15 protein-coding genes are annotated in these 18,761 nt (G+C 35.4%); 11 read left to right on the top strand and 4 right to left on the bottom strand.

Features of this window, described 5'->3' with window-relative positions; translation table 11 throughout:
- The first annotated feature begins 199 nt into the window (after window positions 1-199).
- The 8 genes from rsmA to rodA all read left to right on the top strand — a co-directional run bounded on the left by rsmA (window position 200) and on the right by rodA (window position 9,926).
- Window positions 200-991 (top strand): 16S rRNA (adenine(1518)-N(6)/adenine(1519)-N(6))-dimethyltransferase RsmA, encoded by a 792-nt coding sequence (gene rsmA, locus ALGA_RS06685; protein WP_096428593.1) that lies wholly within the window; start codon window positions 200-202, stop codon window positions 989-991.
- Window positions 992-1,013: 22 nt separating this feature from the next.
- A complete protein-coding gene (gene mgtE / locus ALGA_RS06680; RefSeq protein WP_096428592.1) occupies window positions 1,014-2,372 on the top strand; it encodes a magnesium transporter in 1,359 nt (452 codons plus the stop codon).
- A 282-nt stretch (window positions 2,373-2,654) separates the two neighbouring features.
- A complete protein-coding gene (purH, locus tag ALGA_RS06675; protein WP_173803996.1) occupies window positions 2,655-4,187 on the top strand; it encodes a bifunctional phosphoribosylaminoimidazolecarboxamide formyltransferase/IMP cyclohydrolase in 1,533 nt (510 codons plus the stop codon).
- Between the two features lie 28 nt (window positions 4,188-4,215).
- Complete coding sequence (locus ALGA_RS06670) at window positions 4,216-5,238, top strand: rod shape-determining protein (protein WP_096428590.1); 1,023 nt, start codon at window positions 4,216-4,218, stop codon at window positions 5,236-5,238.
- Between the two features lie 46 nt (window positions 5,239-5,284).
- Window positions 5,285-6,109 carry a rod shape-determining protein MreC gene (mreC, locus tag ALGA_RS06665; protein ID WP_096428589.1) on the top strand — a complete coding sequence of 275 codons (825 nt, stop codon included), beginning with the start codon at window positions 5,285-5,287 and terminating at the stop codon, window positions 6,107-6,109.
- On the top strand, window positions 6,109-6,612 hold the full coding sequence (mreD, locus tag ALGA_RS06660; protein ID WP_231706073.1) for a rod shape-determining protein MreD: 504 nt from the start codon (window positions 6,109-6,111) through the stop codon (window positions 6,610-6,612). Before mreC ends, mreD begins: the two co-directional genes overlap by 1 nt.
- Before the next feature lie 18 nt (window positions 6,613-6,630).
- Window positions 6,631-8,487, top strand: coding sequence for a penicillin-binding protein 2 (mrdA, locus tag ALGA_RS06655; RefSeq protein WP_096428587.1), 1,857 nt, complete (start codon window positions 6,631-6,633; stop codon window positions 8,485-8,487).
- A gap of 14 nt (window positions 8,488-8,501) precedes the next feature.
- On the top strand, window positions 8,502-9,926 hold the full coding sequence (rodA, locus tag ALGA_RS06650; protein ID WP_096428586.1) for a rod shape-determining protein RodA: 1,425 nt from the start codon (window positions 8,502-8,504) through the stop codon (window positions 9,924-9,926).
- Here the strand turns inward: rodA and ALGA_RS06645 are convergent.
- Window positions 9,865-10,503, bottom strand: a complete 639-nt coding sequence (locus ALGA_RS06645) for an acyl carrier protein phosphodiesterase (RefSeq protein WP_096428585.1) — start codon at window positions 10,501-10,503, stop codon at window positions 9,865-9,867. The two genes, rodA and ALGA_RS06645, sit on opposite strands and share 62 nt — an antisense overlap.
- 297 nt (window positions 10,504-10,800) lie before the next feature.
- On the opposite strand from ALGA_RS06645, the gene ALGA_RS06640 reads away from it, so the two are divergent.
- Both ALGA_RS06640 and ALGA_RS06635 read left to right on the top strand, forming a co-directional pair.
- Window positions 10,801-12,153 (top strand): cyclic 2,3-diphosphoglycerate synthase, encoded by a 1,353-nt coding sequence (locus ALGA_RS06640; protein ID WP_096428584.1) that lies wholly within the window; start codon window positions 10,801-10,803, stop codon window positions 12,151-12,153.
- Window positions 12,154-12,354: 201 nt separating this feature from the next.
- Complete coding sequence (locus tag ALGA_RS06635; protein ID WP_096428583.1) at window positions 12,355-14,850, top strand: PAS domain S-box protein; 2,496 nt, start codon at window positions 12,355-12,357, stop codon at window positions 14,848-14,850.
- Here ALGA_RS06635 and ALGA_RS06630 read toward each other — a convergent pair.
- Entirely contained in the window at window positions 14,847-15,749 is a 903-nt protein-coding gene (locus ALGA_RS06630; protein WP_096428582.1) for a DMT family transporter, read from the bottom strand. The two genes, ALGA_RS06635 and ALGA_RS06630, sit on opposite strands and share 4 nt — an antisense overlap.
- 103 nt (window positions 15,750-15,852) lie before the next feature.
- On the opposite strand from ALGA_RS06630, the gene ALGA_RS06625 reads away from it, so the two are divergent.
- Complete coding sequence (locus tag ALGA_RS06625) at window positions 15,853-16,158, top strand: hypothetical protein (RefSeq protein WP_188115970.1); 306 nt, start codon at window positions 15,853-15,855, stop codon at window positions 16,156-16,158.
- 34 nt (window positions 16,159-16,192) lie between these two features.
- On the opposite strand, the gene ALGA_RS06620 is transcribed toward ALGA_RS06625, so the two are convergent.
- Together ALGA_RS06620 and ALGA_RS06615 are read right to left on the bottom strand one after the other, a co-directional pair.
- On the bottom strand, window positions 16,193-17,533 hold the full coding sequence (locus tag ALGA_RS06620; protein WP_096428581.1) for a glucose-6-phosphate isomerase: 1,341 nt from the start codon (window positions 17,531-17,533) through the stop codon (window positions 16,193-16,195).
- 223 nt (window positions 17,534-17,756) lie between these two features.
- Entirely contained in the window at window positions 17,757-18,752 is a 996-nt protein-coding gene (locus ALGA_RS06615; protein ID WP_096428580.1) for an NAD(P)H-dependent glycerol-3-phosphate dehydrogenase, read from the bottom strand.
- Between the last annotated feature and the right edge of the window lie 9 nt (window positions 18,753-18,761).

Here is an 18,761-nt window from a genome sequence, read left to right as displayed (position 1 = left end):
CGTGTATTTGTATAAATACAAACTTAGGTTAAATTTTTCGGCAAGGAAAAGCAATGATTCAAGTATTAAGTCCTAAATTTGCCGAGCAGTAAATTAAGCTACAAAAATAAGTAAATGTTTGAAATCTCCTTTGAAAAGCGTCTATTTTTAATTTTTGTTAATTTGAGATGCTAATATAAAAGGGATTAATTGGAAGGATATGGGATACGTTCGGGCGAAAAAGAATTTAGGACAGCATTTTTTAAAAGATCTAAATATAGCCAAAAAAATTGTGGCAAGTATGACGGCCGAAGGTGTTTCGAAAGTACTCGAGATTGGCCCAGGCATGGGTGTTTTAACACAATATTTGCTTAAAGAAGAGGCGTATGAAACTCACGTTGTGGAAATTGACAGAGAGTCTGTTGCTTATTTAAATGAGAAATTTCCTGAATTATCTGAACGGATAATTAGATATGATTTTCTGAAATATGATTTGTCGAAATTATTTTCAGAACCTTTTGCAATTATTGGGAATTTCCCATATAATATCTCTTCTCAAATTTTCTTTAAGGTGTTGGAAAATCGAGATCAAATTCCTGAGGTTGTAGGTATGATTCAGAAAGAAGTAGCTGAAAGAATGGCTGCTGTTCCAGGAAATAAAACATACGGTATATTAAGCGTGCTTATGCAGGCTTTTTACGATATAGAATATTTATTTACTGTTAGTGAAACAGTTTTCGATCCACCTCCAAGAGTTAAATCTGCGGTCATCCGTATGGTTAGAAATACGACTGATAGGTTGGCATGTGATGAAAGACTATTTTTCCGAGTCGTCAAATCCGGGTTCAATCAACGCCGGAAAACTTTACGGAATTCTTTAAAATCAGTTTTGGGAGATCTTAAACTGGATGATGATATTATGGCTCAAAGGCCAGAACAATTATCTGTTGAACAGTTTGTGTATCTTACCAATAAAATTGAAGAATTAATAAACACGGAATTAATAGAATAAATCACAATTAAAACATTTTGTTATGCAATTTGAATTGACCCGTGAATATATCGATAAACTAAAGAAAATTATCGACGAGAAGAATGAAGCGGAGGCAATTAGCTTAATGGGTGAATTGCATCCTGCTGATATTGCTGAAATTTACGATGAGCTTAACACCGAAGAAGCAAAGTTTCTTTACTTGCTTTTGGATGGGGATACTGCGGCAGGTGTTTTAGCGGAATTGGAAGAGGACGACCGAGAGCGTTTTTTGAAAGTTCTTCCCATTGAAGTAATTGCAAGACAATTTATGGGTAAGATGGATTCTGATGATGCTGCCGATATTATTGGTGGAATGTCTGATGAATGGCAAGAGGAGATTCTTTCCCACATAGCTGATATTGAACAAGCTGGCGATATTGTCGATTTGCTTCATTATGATGATGATACAGCAGGTGGATTGATGGCAAAAGAGATGGTGATTGTAAACGAGAACTGGACTGTTCTAACATGTTTACGAGAGCTGAGTCGCCAAGCGGAGGATATTGATGAAATTTACTACGTATATGTTGTTGACGATGATGGGATCTTGAGAGGTACTATTTCTCTGAAAATAATGATATTAAGTCCTACTTCTGCAAAAATCAGTAATATATATCAACCTGATGTCATGTCCGTTCATACCGATGAACCAGACGAGGAAGTTGCTCGAATCATGGAGAAGTATGACCTTGTTGCTATACCCGTAATTGATAGTATTGGACGATTGATGGGGCGGATTACCATCGATGATGTTGTGGATGTAATTCGTGATGAGGCTGAGAAAGATTATCAAATGGCATCTGGTCTTACCGAAGATGTTGAGTCGAATGACTCAGTTTGGATTCAGACACGAGCACGTCTTCCGTGGTTGTTAATCGGTTTAGCTGGCGGACTCGTTAGTGCTTTTGTAATATCAACACACGAAAAAAGCTTAAATATTGATCCTGCTGTTGCTTTTTTTATTCCTCTGATTACCGCAATGGGAGGAAATGTTGGTGTTCAGTCGGCTGCGATTATTGTGCAGGGATTAGCAAGTAATTCATTGGGCTTTGAAAGTGTATTTAGTCGATTGTTGCGCGAATTAACAGGTGCATTCGTAAATGGTGTGATCTGCTCGGGCTTGGTTTTTCTTGTAAATTCATTTATTGGTCGATCTTACGATTTAACTATTAGCGTATCTATTGCATTATTCTCAGTTATTATTTTTGCTTCTATTTTTGGTACCTTAATACCATTAACCTTGCATAAAATGAAAATCGATCCAGCCTTGGCCACTGGTCCTTTTGTAACGACCTTAAATGATATGGTCGGACTTTTTATTTACCTGTCAATTGGAGCATATTTTTTAGGACTTGTATAGTTCTTATTTTTTGGGATCTGCTCGCATTTGAGCAGAATTTAGAATAGAAAACAATTTGTTTTTATATTAAATAATTGGAGCCATTATGATTCAACGAAAAAGTTTGATAAAAATCTTTTTCATTCGGCGGATTTTTTTAGGTTTTTCTTAACTTTGTAGGAAGATTTTTGAATCCACGTAAGTCGCTGTGGTTGAAACGTTTGCGAAAAGCATCACTATTGCGACTTGTTCAGAGGAAATTAAATCAGACCATTTTATAAAAATTACCACAAAAAGAGAATCATGAAGAGAGCGCTTATCAGTGTATTTGATAAAACAAATGTTGTTGAATTTGCCAGAGAATTAACAAACTTAGGATGGGAAATCATCTCAACGGGAGGAACATCTGCAAAGTTTAAGGCAGAAGGGATTCCTGTTATGGATATTTCTGATTTAACTAAATTCCCAGAATGTTTTGATGGACGAGTAAAAACCTTGCATCCAAATGTTGAAGGTGGAATTTTAGCGATACGCGATAACCAAAGCCATATCGCTCAAATGAAAGAGTTAGGAATTGAACCGATCGATATCGTTGTTTGTAATTTGTATCCTTTCAAAGAAACAATATTAAATCCTGAGGCTGGTCATGAAGAAATTATTGAAAATATAGACATAGGAGGTCCAACGATGTTGAGAGCTGCTGCTAAAAATTACAAGTTTGTTAATGTAATAACTGACCCTGAAGATTATTCAAAAGTAATTGAAGAATTAAAATCAGGCAAAGAGACTAGTTTAGAAACAAAAGAATATTTAGCGGCTAAAGTATTTGAGCATACAGCTCATTACGATGCATTGATTTCTGGATATTTTAATAAGAAATTAGGGATTACATCACCAAAAACATTAACTCTTACATACGAAAAGAAACAAGATCTTCGTTACGGAGAGAACCCTCATCAGAATGCGGCTTTTTATAGTCAAATTCAAGAAACGGAAGGAACTTTAACTGCGGCTAAGAAAATCCATGGTAAAGAACTATCTTACAACAATATTGGGGATACCGATGGAGCATTGGAGGCCTTGAAAGAGTTCGAGGAACCAACAATTGTTGCAACTAAGCATGCAAATCCTTGCGGAATTGGTAGTGCTGAAACAATTGCTGAAGCTTTTAAAAAGGCTTACGACGCTGATCCTGTTTCTATTTTTGGAGGTATTGTTGCTGCAAATAGAGAAATTGATAAGGCTACAGCCGAAATAATGAGTGGTATTTTTCTTGAAGTAATTGTTGCACCATCTTTTAGTAAAGAAGCTTTAGAGGTACTGACAAAAAAGAAAAATTTAAGATTATTGGAATTACCTGAAATCTTGAAATCAGATTATTCCTCGTTTAAAGGGAAAACTGTTTTAGGTGGTTTCTTGATTCAGGAATTGGATAAGGAATTAATTGGTGAAAAATTGGAGGTTGTTACTGAAAGACAACCATCAGAAAAAGAAATGGAAGATTTGATGTTTGCTTGGAAAACAGTTAAGCATACAAAATCAAATGGAATTGCCATAGCAAAAGATAAAACTACAAGTGGTGTTGGTCCAGGACAAGTTAGTCGTATTTGGGCTTTAGAGAATGCCATTCGTCAGGGAGCAGATAGAATTGCAGGAAGTGTTTTGGCTTCGGATGCATTTTTCCCGTTTTCTGATTGTGTAGAAGCGGCTCATGCAGCTGGAATTACTGCTATTATTCAGCCAGGTGGCTCAATAAGAGATAAGGATTCTATTGAAGCAGCTAATAAATTTGGAATTGCTATGGTATTCACCGGAATGAGACATTTTAAGCATTAGAATATAACAGAGAAATTATAGCTACCATATGGGATTTTTTTCATTTTTAACTCAGGAGATTGCGATTGACTTGGGGACAGCAAATACAATTATTATCTGCAATGATAAAATTGTTGTTGACGAACCTTCAATTGTAGCTATCGATCGTCGCACCGAAAAAATGGTTGCGATTGGCGAAAAAGCTCGCCAAATGCAGGGTAAGACGCACGGCAACCTGAAAACAATTCGTCCACTTAGAGATGGTGTAATTGCCGACTTTAATGCGGCGGAGCAAATGATTCGCGGGATGATCAAAATGATCAACAAAAAACCTCGCTTGTTTCCACCATCATTACGAATGGTAATCTGCATTCCATCTGGAAGTACGGAAGTTGAAATGAGAGCGGTTCGTGACTCTTCTGAGCATGCAGGAGGACGTGATGTTTACATGATTTACGAACCTATGGCTGCGGCAATTGGAATTGGAATTGATGTAGAAGCTCCTGAAGGAAATATGGTAGTAGATATTGGAGGTGGAACGACAGAAATTGCAGTTATTTCTTTGGGTGGAATTGTAACTAATAAATCAATACGTATCGCTGGCGATGACTTGACTTCTGATATTCAGGAGTATATGCGTCATCAGCACAATATCAAAATTGGTGAACGAACTGCTGAGGAAATAAAAATTCATGTTGGATCTGCGTTGTCAGAATTGGAAGAGCCACCAAATGATTTCCGTGTTCAAGGACCTAATCAGATGACTGCGCTTCCTATTGAAGTTCCTGTATCTTACCAAGAAATTGCTCATTGTCTTGAAAAATCGATATCAAAAATTGAAATCGCAATTTTGAGTGCATTGGAACAAACACCTCCAGAGCTATATGCCGATATTGTAAATAGAGGTATTTATCTTGCTGGTGGAGGAGCATTGCTCCGTGGTTTGGATAAGCGATTGACAGATAAAATAAATATTCCGTTTCACATTGCAGAGGATCCATTAAGGGCAGTTGCACGTGGTACTGGAATTGCATTAAAAAATGTAGATAAGTTTTCGTTCCTGATGAGATAATCAGGAATGAAACTTATTTTGGTTTAACCGGGATTTGATTTTTTGAATGAAGAATTTGTTGCATTTTATCGTAAGGTTTCATTTTACGATCCTATTTGTTATAATCGAAATTTTTTGCATGTTATTGTTAGTCAGTTACAATAATTATCAAAAAAGTGAATTCCTGAATTCCAGCAATGCTGTTGCCGGAAATCTTTACAAGAAAGTATCATCTACAACCGATTATTTGGCTTTAGCTGAAATCAACGAACAATTAAATAGGGAAAATGTCCGCTTAAAAAATATTTTGGCGGATTCTTACAAGATGTCAGTTGATTCATCTATCCTGTATAATGATTCTATTTATCAGCAACAATACATATACCGAACCGCCAAAATCATCAATAATTCAATAAATAAGCAGCTGAATTATATTACTCTGGATAAGGGTAGAATACATGGTGTTAAACCAGAAATGGCTGTTGTAACTGACAATGGTGTTGTTGGTATTGTGAAAAGTGTGTCAAAAAATTTTTCAACTGTAATTTCTTTATTGAATGGTCGAATAAGTGTTTCCGCTAAAATTAAGAAAAACGATTATTTTGGTTCATTAACTTGGGATGGGAAAAATTATAAAACAGCGCGTTTGCTCGAAATTCCTATTCATGTATCGATTCAACCCGGTGATACAGTCGTTACCAGTGGGTTTTCATCTATTTTTCCGGAAGGCTTGTTACTGGGCACAATACAGGAAGTTCTACCAAGTTCTGGGGGTAATTTTCATGAAGTGATTATTGCCCTTACCAATGATTTTAAAAGCTTATCGTATGTTAAAGTTATTGGTGATTTGATGAAGACTGAACGAATAGAACTTGAGAAGGAGGAATTATAATGAATCGACTTGTAAAAAATATTGTGAAATTCGTGGTTCTTGTATTTATTCAAGTTGCCATTTTAAATAATATACAGATAAGTGGTTTTTTAAACCCCTATATGTACATCTTATTTATATTACTACTTCCATTTGAGACTCCAAACTGGATTTTGCTGGTCTTGTCCTTTTTTCTTGGTTTAAGTGTTGATGTTTTTTCCAATACTCTTGGTATGCATGCTTCGGCATGCGTTTTTATGGCTTATTTACGACCATATATTTTGAATTATTTATCGGTTAGAGATGGTTATGAACAAGGAACAACACCAAGTATTAAGCATTATGGTTTTGCTTGGTTTTTTAAGTATTGCATGATTCTGGTAATAGCGCATCATGGGTTTTTGTTTTTTATAGAAGTGTTTTCATTTACCAATCTAAGTGAAACCCTTATTAGAATCATTTTTAGTACCTTTTTTACCTTAACTTTACTGATCACATCTCAATACGTATTATTTAAAAAATAGATTATTTAATAAAACAAAATGAATAATTTCTCAAACCGAAAATACGTTATTGGCGGAATATTCATTCTCGTTGTTGTTATTTTTATTTTGCGTCTGTTTAATCTTCAAATAGTGGATGACACCTATAAACAATCCGCTGAGAATAACTCCCAACGGCAGGTAACTCAATATCCAGCAAGAGGATTAATATATGACAGAAATGGAAAATTGTTGGTTTACAATCAGGCCGCTTATGATTTGATGGTGATTCCTAGGCAGTTATCGGTGTTTGACACAGCAGATTTTTGTCATTTATTAGGAATTGAAAAGTTTCAATTAATTGAGGGAATTAGTAAAGCAAAAAATTATTCGTATCGGAAGGCATCCATTTTTTTAAAGCAATTATCATCGGAAAGATATGCCGTTTTGCAGGAGAAGCTCTATAAATTTCCCGGCTTCTTTGTTCAGACCAGAACATTGCGGAAATATCCATTTAAAAGCGCTGCTCACGCATTAGGATACCTTCGAGAAGTAACCAACCAGGAAATTAATAGTGATCCATATTACCGACAAGGAGATTATATTGGGAAAAGTGGAATAGAACGGACATATGAAAAAGAACTTCGTGGAGAAAAAGGAGTAAATATCTATTGGGTAGATGTTTTTAATAGATTAAAAGGATCGTTTAGAGATGGAAAGGCTGATAAACAGGCTGTGTCGGGTAAGAATATAAAAACGAGTTTAAATATAGATTTGCAGCAATACGGTGAGTTATTGATGCAAAATAAAAAAGGAGGAATAGTTGCAATTGATCCTCAGACGGGAGGGATTTTGGCGAAAATATCAAGTCCTGGCTATGATCCTGAAATGTTCGTTGGACGTGCTATGAATAAAAATTACCAAATGATGGTTCAAAATGACTCATTAAAACCTTTGTTTGATCGTACCATGTTGGCACTTTATCCTCCCGGATCAATATTTAAATTGGTAAATGCATTGGTTGCACTACAGGAAAATGTAATTAGTCCAGCTACGCGATTTGAATGTCAAAATGGTTATCATGCTGGGAATTTTACCATGAGATGTCATTCTCATGCCTCTCCTTTGGATTTACGACATGGTATTCAGCAATCATGCAATGCCTATTTTGCAAATGTATTTCGTTACATTTTAGAAAGTCCTAAGTTTGGTTCTGTTCAAAATGGATATGTTGCATGGAGAAAAGATGTTACATCATTTGGTTTTGGAAGTGAGCTAGGTATTGATTTGCCAAATGAAAAAAGTGGTTCGATTCCAACAAACGAATATTATCAAAATAAATATCGAGAAAATTGGAGGGCTTTAAATGTAATTTCGCTTGCTATTGGGCAAGGAGAATTGCAGATAACGCCAATGCAAATGGCGAATATGGTGGCTGCTATTGCTAATAGAGGATATTACTATGTTCCTCATATCGTGAAATCTTTAGGAGATGATGAATCAATTGATAAAAAGTATTTGGAGAAACATTATACGAGCATTGATTCCTCTTATTTTACACCTGTGATTGATGGTATGGAAATGGTTATAACTGGAGGTGAGGGAAGTACAGGGACTTTAGCCGCAGTGCAAGATGTTCGCGTATGCGGGAAAACGGGCACAGTTCAGAATTATGATGAGGCAGATCATTCTGTTTTTGTGGCATTTGCACCAAGAGACAATCCGAAGATTGCTATCGTAGTATATGTTGAAAACGGAGTGTGGGGAGGGCGATATGGAGCACCCATCTCAGGATTGATGATAGAGAAATATTTAAAAGGAGAAATATCAGAAAATAAAAAATGGTTAGAGAAAAGAATGATTGAAGCTGATTTGATTCATCAAGTTAAGCCTATAAGTACTGGAGTTATTGAGTAAATTATTGAGTTGGAATGATACGAAAAATAAGTTTGATAAAGAATCTGGATTGGTGGACTGTATTCATGTATGTTCTGCTTATTTTTCTTGGATGGATAAATATTTATGCTGCTGTTTATAACGAGGAGCATCATAGTATTTTTGATATAACTCAGAGTTATGGAAAACAATTGATGTGGATTGGAGCTGCATTTTTTCTTGCTATTGTAATTCTGATTATCGAAGGTAAATTTTTCTCGGCTTTTGCGTATCCCACTTATTTGTTCATGATTTTTCTACTTATTGCGGTCCTTATATTTGGTAGGGAAGTTAATGGTGCCAGATCATGGTTTCAGTTAGGTGCAATTCGTTTTCAGCCTGCAGAATTTGCAAAATTTGCTACTTGTCTGGCTATTTCCCGATACATAAGTCAGTTCAATTTTAAAATACACAAATTTAAGTCGCTTGTAGTTTCTGGAGTAATCTTGTTTACACCGGCAGTTCTAATTATTTTGCAGCGAGATGCGGGATCGGCTCTGGTTTATACTGTATTCTTATTGGTTTTATACAGAGAAGGTTTGTCTGGGGTTGTTTTATTTATTGGTTTTTTATCTGCGGTACTGTTCATTATAACTCTACTTTTTGCCAAACTGTATGTGCTTTTAACTATTATAGGGTTTTCTTTTGTTTGCCTAAAATTTATGGGCATTCGATTTAAACAAATATTAATAGGGTTATCATTTATTTTTATTGGGTTTGCTCTGGTTTGGGGTATTGGTAAGCTATTGCAAGTGGAGGTGTCTGTTTACGCGATATTATTAATATCAATTGGTTTAAATATTTTACCATTCCTATACTACATTTATAGGGAGCGATTGAAAAATGCAATATGGGTACTTCTTATTGCTGTTGGTAGTTTGTTCTTTACATTTTCGGTGAGTTATTTATTCGAGAATGTTTTGGAATCACATCAGCAAGAGCGAATTAATGATTTGTTAGGAATTGAATCCGATCCTTCTGGGGCTGGTTACAATGTAGCTCAATCTAAAATTGCAATTGGTTCTGGCGGATTTGCAGGAAAGGGATTTTTGAATGGAACGCAAACAAAATTTAATTTTGTACCCGAGCAAAGTACCGATTTTATTTTCTGTACGGTTGGCGAAGAGTGGGGCTTTATTGGTTCAACTGTTGTTTTATTCCTTCTTCTCACACTAATCCTCCGACTGCTATTTCTTGCCGAACGGCAACGATCTCCATTCAGTAGAATTTACGGATATGGTGTAGCTTGCATCTTGTTTTTCCACTTGGCTGTAAATGTAGGAATGACAATCGGATTGGCTCCGGTTATTGGAATACCTTTGCCTTTTTTTAGTTATGGAGGATCATCTTTATGGGCATTTACAATTTTGTTATTTGTTTTCCTTCGTTTAGATGCCAATCGTTTGGAGTTGCTACGGTAATTTCATGCTTTTTGCGAACATATGTAATGAGGTCATTCAAAAAATTGTCAAATTCATTCTCAAAACCATCATATTCGTTCAAAAGCGTTCTAATTGCATAATCTGTTTGATCAGGTAAGCTAGTTCGTCGCGACATGATTTCCAAGGTAGCTTGTAAACCTTCTATGGTAGAATAACTTTCTAATCTACGGCTTTGAATAATAAAGGGAAGAAACAGCTTTACTTTATACGGAAGAATTAAATAATTTCTTACTAATATTTCATGAGTGTTAGCAACAAATTTAGAAAGGGTTTGAGTATGATATTCGTTCCATTTTTTAGCAAGGAAATGATCATATATCACATCAATCACAACACCGGAATATCTTTTATATCCTTCTTTAAGTCTGTTTGAGCTCTGCAAAAAAGCAGGGTGGTGATCTGTGAAGTAATCTATGTTTCGATGGAGGAGAATGCCTTTCTGAACTTCAGCATGATAATCCTGGTATTTCTTACCTTTAATGTAATCACCAATAAAGTTTCCAATTTTGACTTTTTCCGACTCTCCTGAAAGATATTGATGTGCTAAAAAATTCATACTTCACAAATCTGGTTTGTCGAAAGTAAGGAATTAATAACAATCCTGATTCGATTAATGTAATTTTTATCTGATTTATTCCAGCGATTTTGTATCACGTTTACCGTATAGTTTATCTGATAAAGGTAAAACTATATAAGTTATGACAGTTTTATGACAAAGTCAACTTTTCACTTCGTGTTAAGCAACAGACTCATAATCCGCAACTTAAAGTCTGAAAAATTAGTAGATTTCTTTTAAAATTTTTATTTTAAGTATTCATACCTAATACTAATTTTAACTAAAGAACAAGAAGTTATGGCTAAAAAGAATGTCATTATTATTGGTGCTGCAGGTCGTGATTTTCACAATTTCAACACCTACTTCAGAGACAATTCAGAGTACAATGTGGTTGCATTTACTGCAGCTCAAATTCCTGATATTGATGGACGGAAATATCCCGCTGAGTTGGCTGGATCTTTATATCCGGAAGGAATTCCTATTTATGTAGAGGCAGATCTGGTTAAATTAATTAAAGAACATTGCGTAGATGATTGTGTTTTTTCTTATTCAGACGTTCCGTATCAGAAAGTAATGAACGTTAGTGCGATTGTTAATGCTGCGGGTTCTAACTTTAAACTGTTGGGCCCTGGTGATACGATGATAAAAAGTCATAAGCCGACTATTGCGGTAGTTGCTACAAGAACCGGTTGTGGAAAATCACAAACGTCGAGAAAAGTGATTGAAGAATTAATGGATAAAGGTTTAAAGGTAATTGCCATACGTCATCCTATGCCATATGGTGATTTGGTTGCTCAAAAAGTACAGCGTTTTGCTACTATTGAAGATTTAAAAAAGCACAATTGTACTGTTGAGGAAATGGAAGAATATGAGCCTCATGTAATTCGGGGCAACATTATTTATTCAGGAGTTGATTATGAGGCTATTGTTCGTGCTGCAGAGGAAGATCCTGATGGATGTGATGTTATTTTGTGGGATGGCGGTAATAATGATTTCTCTTTTTACAAGCCCGATTTAACAATTACGGTGGCAGATCCTCATCGTCCGGGAGCCGAGATGAATTATTATCCAGGGGAAGTTAATCTTCGAATGGCCGATGTAGTCGTTATTAACAAGATGGATTCAGCATCGCCGGAAGGAATTCAAACTGTTCGAGAGAATATTGCATTGGCAAATCCAAATGCTATCGTTATTGATGCAGCTTCACCAATAAGTGTTGATCATCCTGAATTGATTCGTGGTAAACGAGTATTGATTGTAGAGGATGGACCTACTTTAACTCATGGTGAAATGAAAATTGGGGCCGGCACAATTGCTGCCCGGAAATTTGGAGCTATTGAAGCTATTGATGCTCGACCATACCTTGTTGGTAAGTTGAAGGAAACCTATGAAATTTACCCAAACATTGGTAATATTTTACCAGCAATGGGGTATTCGGATCAACAGCTTACCGATTTGGAAACAACCATAAATAACAGTGATTGTGATACCGTTATTATTGGGACTCCAATCGATTTGAATCGAATAATCAAAATTAAAAAACCAACAACACGTGTTTATTATGATTTAGAGGAAATAGGTTATCCTAAGTTGTCGCAGGTAATCAACCAATTTGTTAAAAAACATCATCTCAATAAGGAAATGGCTTAAACTGTTAATTGATTTATTTTAATTGTAAAAGAGTAGATTTTGTCTACTCTTTTTTTTGCTTTCAACCGTAAGCAATAGTAAGGTTTTTTGCACTAAAAGTTAAGGTGAAAACATAACTTTATTTACAAAATGATGTATACAATGTTTGTTATCAAGACGTAAGTAATTACTGTGTTGATTAAAACTTCTACTTCATTATCTATGAATAATTCCATATTTTTAAGTCTGATTCAGAATACTGCAATATTGCTGACATTTAGTATGTTATATGATTACTTGTGGGTGAAACGAACAGGCTTGAAATCTATCTGGGATCAATTGTTGGCAGGAGGAACGGTGGGTGCTATTGGTATTGTTCTTATGCTTTCGTCATGGGAAATGGCTCCGGGAGTCGTTTTTGATACGCGTTCAGTTATCCTTTCCGTTTCAGGCTTATTTTTTGGCGCAATTCCTACTATTGTTGCTATTTTAGTTACAGGTACCTATCGTTTCATTATAGGTGGAGAGGGAATGCTTATGGGAATTGCCGTTATAATCAGTTCTGGTGTAATAGGTATTTTTTGGCGACCGTTATGGTCTAAAATCAGCGGGAAATCTAATTGGCTTAAATATTTGCTCTTAGGAGTAGTCGTTCATTTGGCGATGATCAGCAGCACTGTGTTTTTACCTTCAGAGAAAGTCGTGCCAACTTTATTGAATATTTCATGGCCTTTATTAACGATTTATCCATTTGCCAATATGTTGTTGGGATTATTCATGAAACGACAGTTGCAAAATAGAGATAATAAAATAGCATTAAGTAGAACAGAAGAAAAATATTCACGCTTGTACGAAAGCATGAACGATGCATTTGTGGTTTTGGATATGGATGCGAATGTTATCGAATTTAATACAGCATATAAAGAAATGCTTGGCTACTCTGCGGATGAACTTTTGTGTATGAATTGTCATGAATTAACTCCTGAAAAGTGGCTTGATGTTGAACAGAAAATTATGGAGGAGGAAGTTCTGGTTACTGGAAGTTCACGTGTTTATGAGAAGGAGTGTACACGAAAGGATGGAAGCTTAATTCCTGTAGAACTCCGTATTTACTTATTGAAGGATGAGAATGGTATTCCAACTGGATTTTGGGCTATGGTACGTGATATTTCGTTGCGGAAGAAGGCCGTGGCGCTCGTTGAAAATGAACGAAGTCATTTGAAAATATTGATAGAAACTGTGCCCGATATGATTTGGCTTAAGGATCCGAAGGGAATTTATATATCCTGTAACCGGAATTTTGAAAAGTTTAATGGTTTAGATGAAAATGTTCTTCTAGGTAAGTCTGACTATGATTTTTATCCAAAAGAGGTTGCTGATTTTTACTGGGGAAAAGATTTGGAGGTTTTAAATAGTGCGAAGAGTGTTCGGTTTACCGATTGGGCCGTTTCTGCAACCAATGGAAAACGAATACTAACAGAGACAATTAAAACTCCAATGCATGATGCAGAGGGTAATCTTCTTGGAGTTTTAGGTGTTTCCAGAGATATTACAGATATAAAAATGGCCGAAAAAGAACTTTTAAAGGCTAAGGAAAAGGCGGAGGAAAGTGATAAGTTGAAATCAATATTTTTGGCCAATATGAGTCATGAAATACGTACTCCTATGAATGCAATTATGGGGTTTTCTGAATTGCTTATTGATTCAGAACTTGATGATTCGGAAAAATCTCAATACGTAAATATTATTCAAAATTCGGGAAATAGATTATTGCAGATTATCGATGATATTGTCGATATCTCTAAACTGGAATTGGATCAGGTTGCGGTAAATAAAACCGAAAGCAATTTGCATGAATTATTAGAGAGTAGTATTGAGGTGATTAGAAGAGGGGCTTTATTGGAACAAAAAACCAATATTGATTTAGTCTTGAACCTGCCCAAACAATATAAAAGACTTTCTGTATTCACAGATTCTAATCGTTTTCACCAAATTCTAGATAATTTACTTAATAATGCAATAAAATTTTCAGTAACGGGTAAAGTGGAAGTTGGTTATGATTTTAAAGAACATTTTTCTCAGACAGTAGTCGAAGTATATGTGAAAGATGAAGGTTGTGGGATTCCACAAAACAGGTATGATATTATTTTTGAGCGTTTCAGACAAGGAGATGAAGAGAGTTTTACTGATGGAACTGGATTAGGTTTAAGTATTTCGAAAGGTCTTGTTGTCCTTCTTGGAGGTGAAATTTGGTTCGAATCGGAAGTTGGCAAAGGGAGTACTTTTTATTTTACACTTCCTTATTCTCAAACGGAGAAGCGAGATTCTAAATTTTCGGAGTTCCCTAAACAGAAGCCTTCTCTTGATCGGAAATCTATCTTGATTGCTGAAGATGATTATAATTCTTTTCTCTATTTGCAAAAGTTATTTGATGGGGAAAATGTTTCGATTTCTCACGCGCAAAATGGACTTGAATTGATGAATATGCTGGGTGTTGTAGAACCGGATTTAGTGATATTAGACATGAAAATTAGAGGAAAAGCTTCGATGGATTGTTTGCTTGAATTACAAAATAGAAATACGAAAGTAATTGCTCAGGCAGCATTCAAAATAATTGGAGAAGAAGAAAAATGTTTAAAAGCCGGTTATAACGGTTATATTTCGATGCCTGTGGGCAAAGAGGATCTGTTGTGTGAGGTTCGAAGAGTGCTTAATTAGGTTTGTTTGTTGGTAATATCTGCAATGGAGATTATTACTATTCCTACAATGGTAAATATACCTCCCCAAAGCTGATATTCAGTTGGGAATATATTCATAAATATAAATGCTCCCAAAACAATAAAAAGACTTCTCGAGGTTCCTATTAACGTGGTTACTGAGGCATCTACATATTTTAATGAGCCAAAGGTAAGTGTAATCCCCAGAAATGGACCTAGAATAGATCCTATCCCAGTGTATATTATTGAATTAGTAGAATAGTATGGAATTTCCCATATTATAAGGTTGTAAAAAACAAAACCTAGAAATAAAAATAGCGTACGACAAATGGTTATCATCAATAATGGAATTGTTTTCACTGCTGATCGGGTTAAAACCAGACTTAATGCATAGAAAAAAGCAAAGATCAATGTTGCTACGCTCGAAGGAGTAAGAAACTGATTCCAGCTAAACCGAGAATCGCTGTAGTTTATTAAAAAAACACCAGCAAGAGTTACGATTATTCCAATTATAGCAAGAAGATTATATCTGGTTTTTAAGAATATAAAGCTTATAAATATTACGAAGATTGGGCTTGTGTTGGCTAAAAAGGAAACGATAGCCGGATTTTCTGATAAGCTGATGGCAAGAAAAAAAGCAGATACTGAAATAAGTTCGGATATTCCTATGAGAAATAAAATCCCTTTAGATTTAGGCGAAAGTTGATTAGGTTGTGTTCTTTCAGAAAAAAAGTAATAGTACAATGAATTGTAAAATAATGCAAAGCCGAACCAAAGAATACCAAATGATGCCAGGCTAATGTCTTGCAGTGCCATCTTGCTAAAAATATATACATTCGAATAGCTGATGGTTGCAAATAGAGCTAATAAGCTTCCTTTCAGTTTAGAGGAGTACTGCATCGATTATGGCTTTTGTTATCGTGACAAATGTATATAAATTAGTTAGGTTATATTAAAGAGGTTACACTCCGTTTTATTAGATATTATTAATATATTCGCCTACATGGAAATTAATTTACTATTTGCTGCTCTCTCAACTTTTGTTTTGAATGTACCATTTGGATTTATTAGGCACGGGTTTAAAAAATTCTCCGTAATGTGGTTTGTCTGCATTCATGTGCCAATTCCATTTGTTATTTTATTTCGACATTTGTTTGGGTTGGGTTTTCAGTTATACACATATCCAATAATGGTGAGTGCTTTCTTTTTGGGACAGTTTGCCGGGAAAAAAATACGAATTAGACGAGAGGCAAAAAAAATACTTGCACAAGAACTGCACGCAAAAGACATAAAAAAAGACCAACTCTAAAGTTGGTCTTTCATTTATCGTATTGAAATTTAGACTATAATTTCTCTTTAATCTTTTTAGTTTCCTCTTCGAAACCTGGTTTCTCAAGCAATGCAAACATGTTGCTTTTGTATGCTTCAACACCTGGCTGGTCAAATGGATTTACATCCAAAATATAACCACTAACACCACAGGCAATTTCAAAGAAGTATATTAATTCTCCCAAGTAGAATTCGTTCAGCTGAGGCATTTCAATTCTTAAATTTGGAACGCCACCATCAACGTGAGCCAGTTGGGTTCCTAATTCTGCCATTTTATTCACCGCATCAATGCGTCTTCCAGCCAAAAAGTTCAAACCATCAAGGTTGTCTTTATCTTTAGGAATAGTTACGGTATGGTTCGGTTTTGCTATTGAAATAACAGTTTCGAAAATAGTACGCTGTCCTTCCTGAATGTATTGTCCCATTGAGTGTAAATCACTCGTGAAATCAACACTGGCAGGAAAAATGCCTTTGTTTTCTTTTCCTTCACTTTCTCCGTAAAGTTGCTTCCACCATTCTGCTACATAGTGCAATTTTGGGTTGTAATTGGCCAAAATTTCAATTCCTTTGCCTTTTGCATAAAGAGCATTCCTAGTGGCTGCATATAATAATGCCGGATTTTCTTCAAAAGCTGTTGCTGATGAATATTCCTGCATCGATTTAGCCCCTTTTACCAATTCCTTGATATCGTGACCTGCTACCGCAATAGGAAGCAATCCAACTGGAGTTAAAACAGAGAATCGACCGCCTACATCATCAGGAATTACAAAAGTTTTGTATCCTTCCTGAACTGCAAGAGTTCTAAGAGCACCTTTAGATGCATCAGTAATAGCGATAATTCTTTCGCGAGCTTCCTCTTTCCCAACATTTTCTTCCAATAATTCTTTTAACAGACGGAAGGAAATAGCAGGTTCTGTAGTCGTTCCCGATTTAGAAATAACACAGATTCCAAAATCGAGGTCTTTTAAAATATCCAACAATTCGAATAGATAATCCTCGCTAATGTTTTGGCCAGCATACAATACAAGTGGATTTTCATCACCAGTATTTAGTTGATCAAAACTATGAGCCAAAGCATCATTAACAGCTTTTGCACCCAAGTACGATCCACCAATACCAATAACTACTAGTACTTCTACTTTTTCCTTAAGAGATAAAGCAGTTGCTTCGATGTCATTTAGCTCTTCTTCAGTAATCTGAGAAGGTAAATCTACCCAACCAACATAATCATTTCCCTTACCGGTTCCTTTTTGAAGAGCAGTTAAATGTTTTTGACTCTCTTCTTTAAATTTGAAAATCTCTTCCTTGCTTACGAAGTTTAAAGTCTTTTCAAAGCTCAACTTGATGTGTTCCATTATTTTCAAATTAAGATGTAAAATCCAGATCTGTCAGAACCGATACCCCCTCAGAGCGAAAGACAGAAATGGTTTTTAATGTGTATAATTAATAAATGTATTTCAAACTAAAATTAATGATGAATGCTTAAAAGTCATTATTGTTCATTCAAACAATGAGTTACTTTCGCTTTGTGAAATTGAAAGATTTTTCAAAAGACAAATTTACAACTGAAATATAACTTTAACGTAAATCTTCTGTTAATAATTTAATTTCCATAGCAGGAGATATTTTTTCGTATAGGATATTATAAACGGCCATTGTAATTGGCATGTGAACCTTGTATGTATCATTAATTTCCTTGATACAACTAACGGCATAATATCCTTCGGCAATCATGTGCATCTCTAATTGAGCAAATTTTACAGAATATCCTTTTCCAATCATGGTTCCAAATGTTCTGTTTCTACTAAACTGAGAATAGCAGGTAACCAACAAATCACCTAAATAAGCTGAGCTTTTAATATCTCGGGTGATGGGATGAACCGTATCTACAAATCGTTTAATTTCCTGTATTGCATTAGAGATCAGTACGGCTTGGAAATTATCACCATAACGAAGGCCATGACAAATACCCGATGCAATCGCAATTACATTTTTTAGAACAGCAGCATATTCTGTTCCGTAAATATCATCCGAAATGGTTGTTTTAATATACGCACACTCCAGTTTTAGCGCCAAAGCTCTTGCCTTTTTTGTCTCCTGACATGAAATCGTTAAATATGACAGTCGTTCCAATGCAACTTCTTCTGCATGACAGGGGCCGGAAATTACCCCAATGTTGTTAATTGGCACGTTGTATTTTTCGATAAAGAATTCACCAATAATCATGTTTTCATCGGGAACAATACCTTTAATTGCTGAGACAACAAATTTATTTTTGATGCTTACAGTAAGATTTTTAAGTGCATTTTTTAAGAATGCGGATGGTATTGCAAAAATGATGATGTCTGAATTTGTAACGACTTCGTCAATATTATCAGAAAAATTTATTTTATCGATGTCAAATTCGGCACTTGTAATGTAGCGTGGGTTATGGCCTAATTCTTTGAATTGTTCTATCGTATCCGGATTACGCATGTACCAGTTAATTTCTGCTACATTTTCCATAAGGATTTTTGCAATGGCTGTTGCCCAGCTACCACCTCCAATTATGGCAATTTTTGACGATTTGTTCATGGATTTGTT

The organism is Labilibaculum antarcticum (assembly GCF_002356295.1).
Taxonomy (GTDB): domain Bacteria; phylum Bacteroidota; class Bacteroidia; order Bacteroidales; family Marinifilaceae; genus Labilibaculum; species Labilibaculum antarcticum.
Note: the sequence above shows the minus strand (reverse complement) of the source record. Positions and strands in the feature narration are given on the sequence as shown.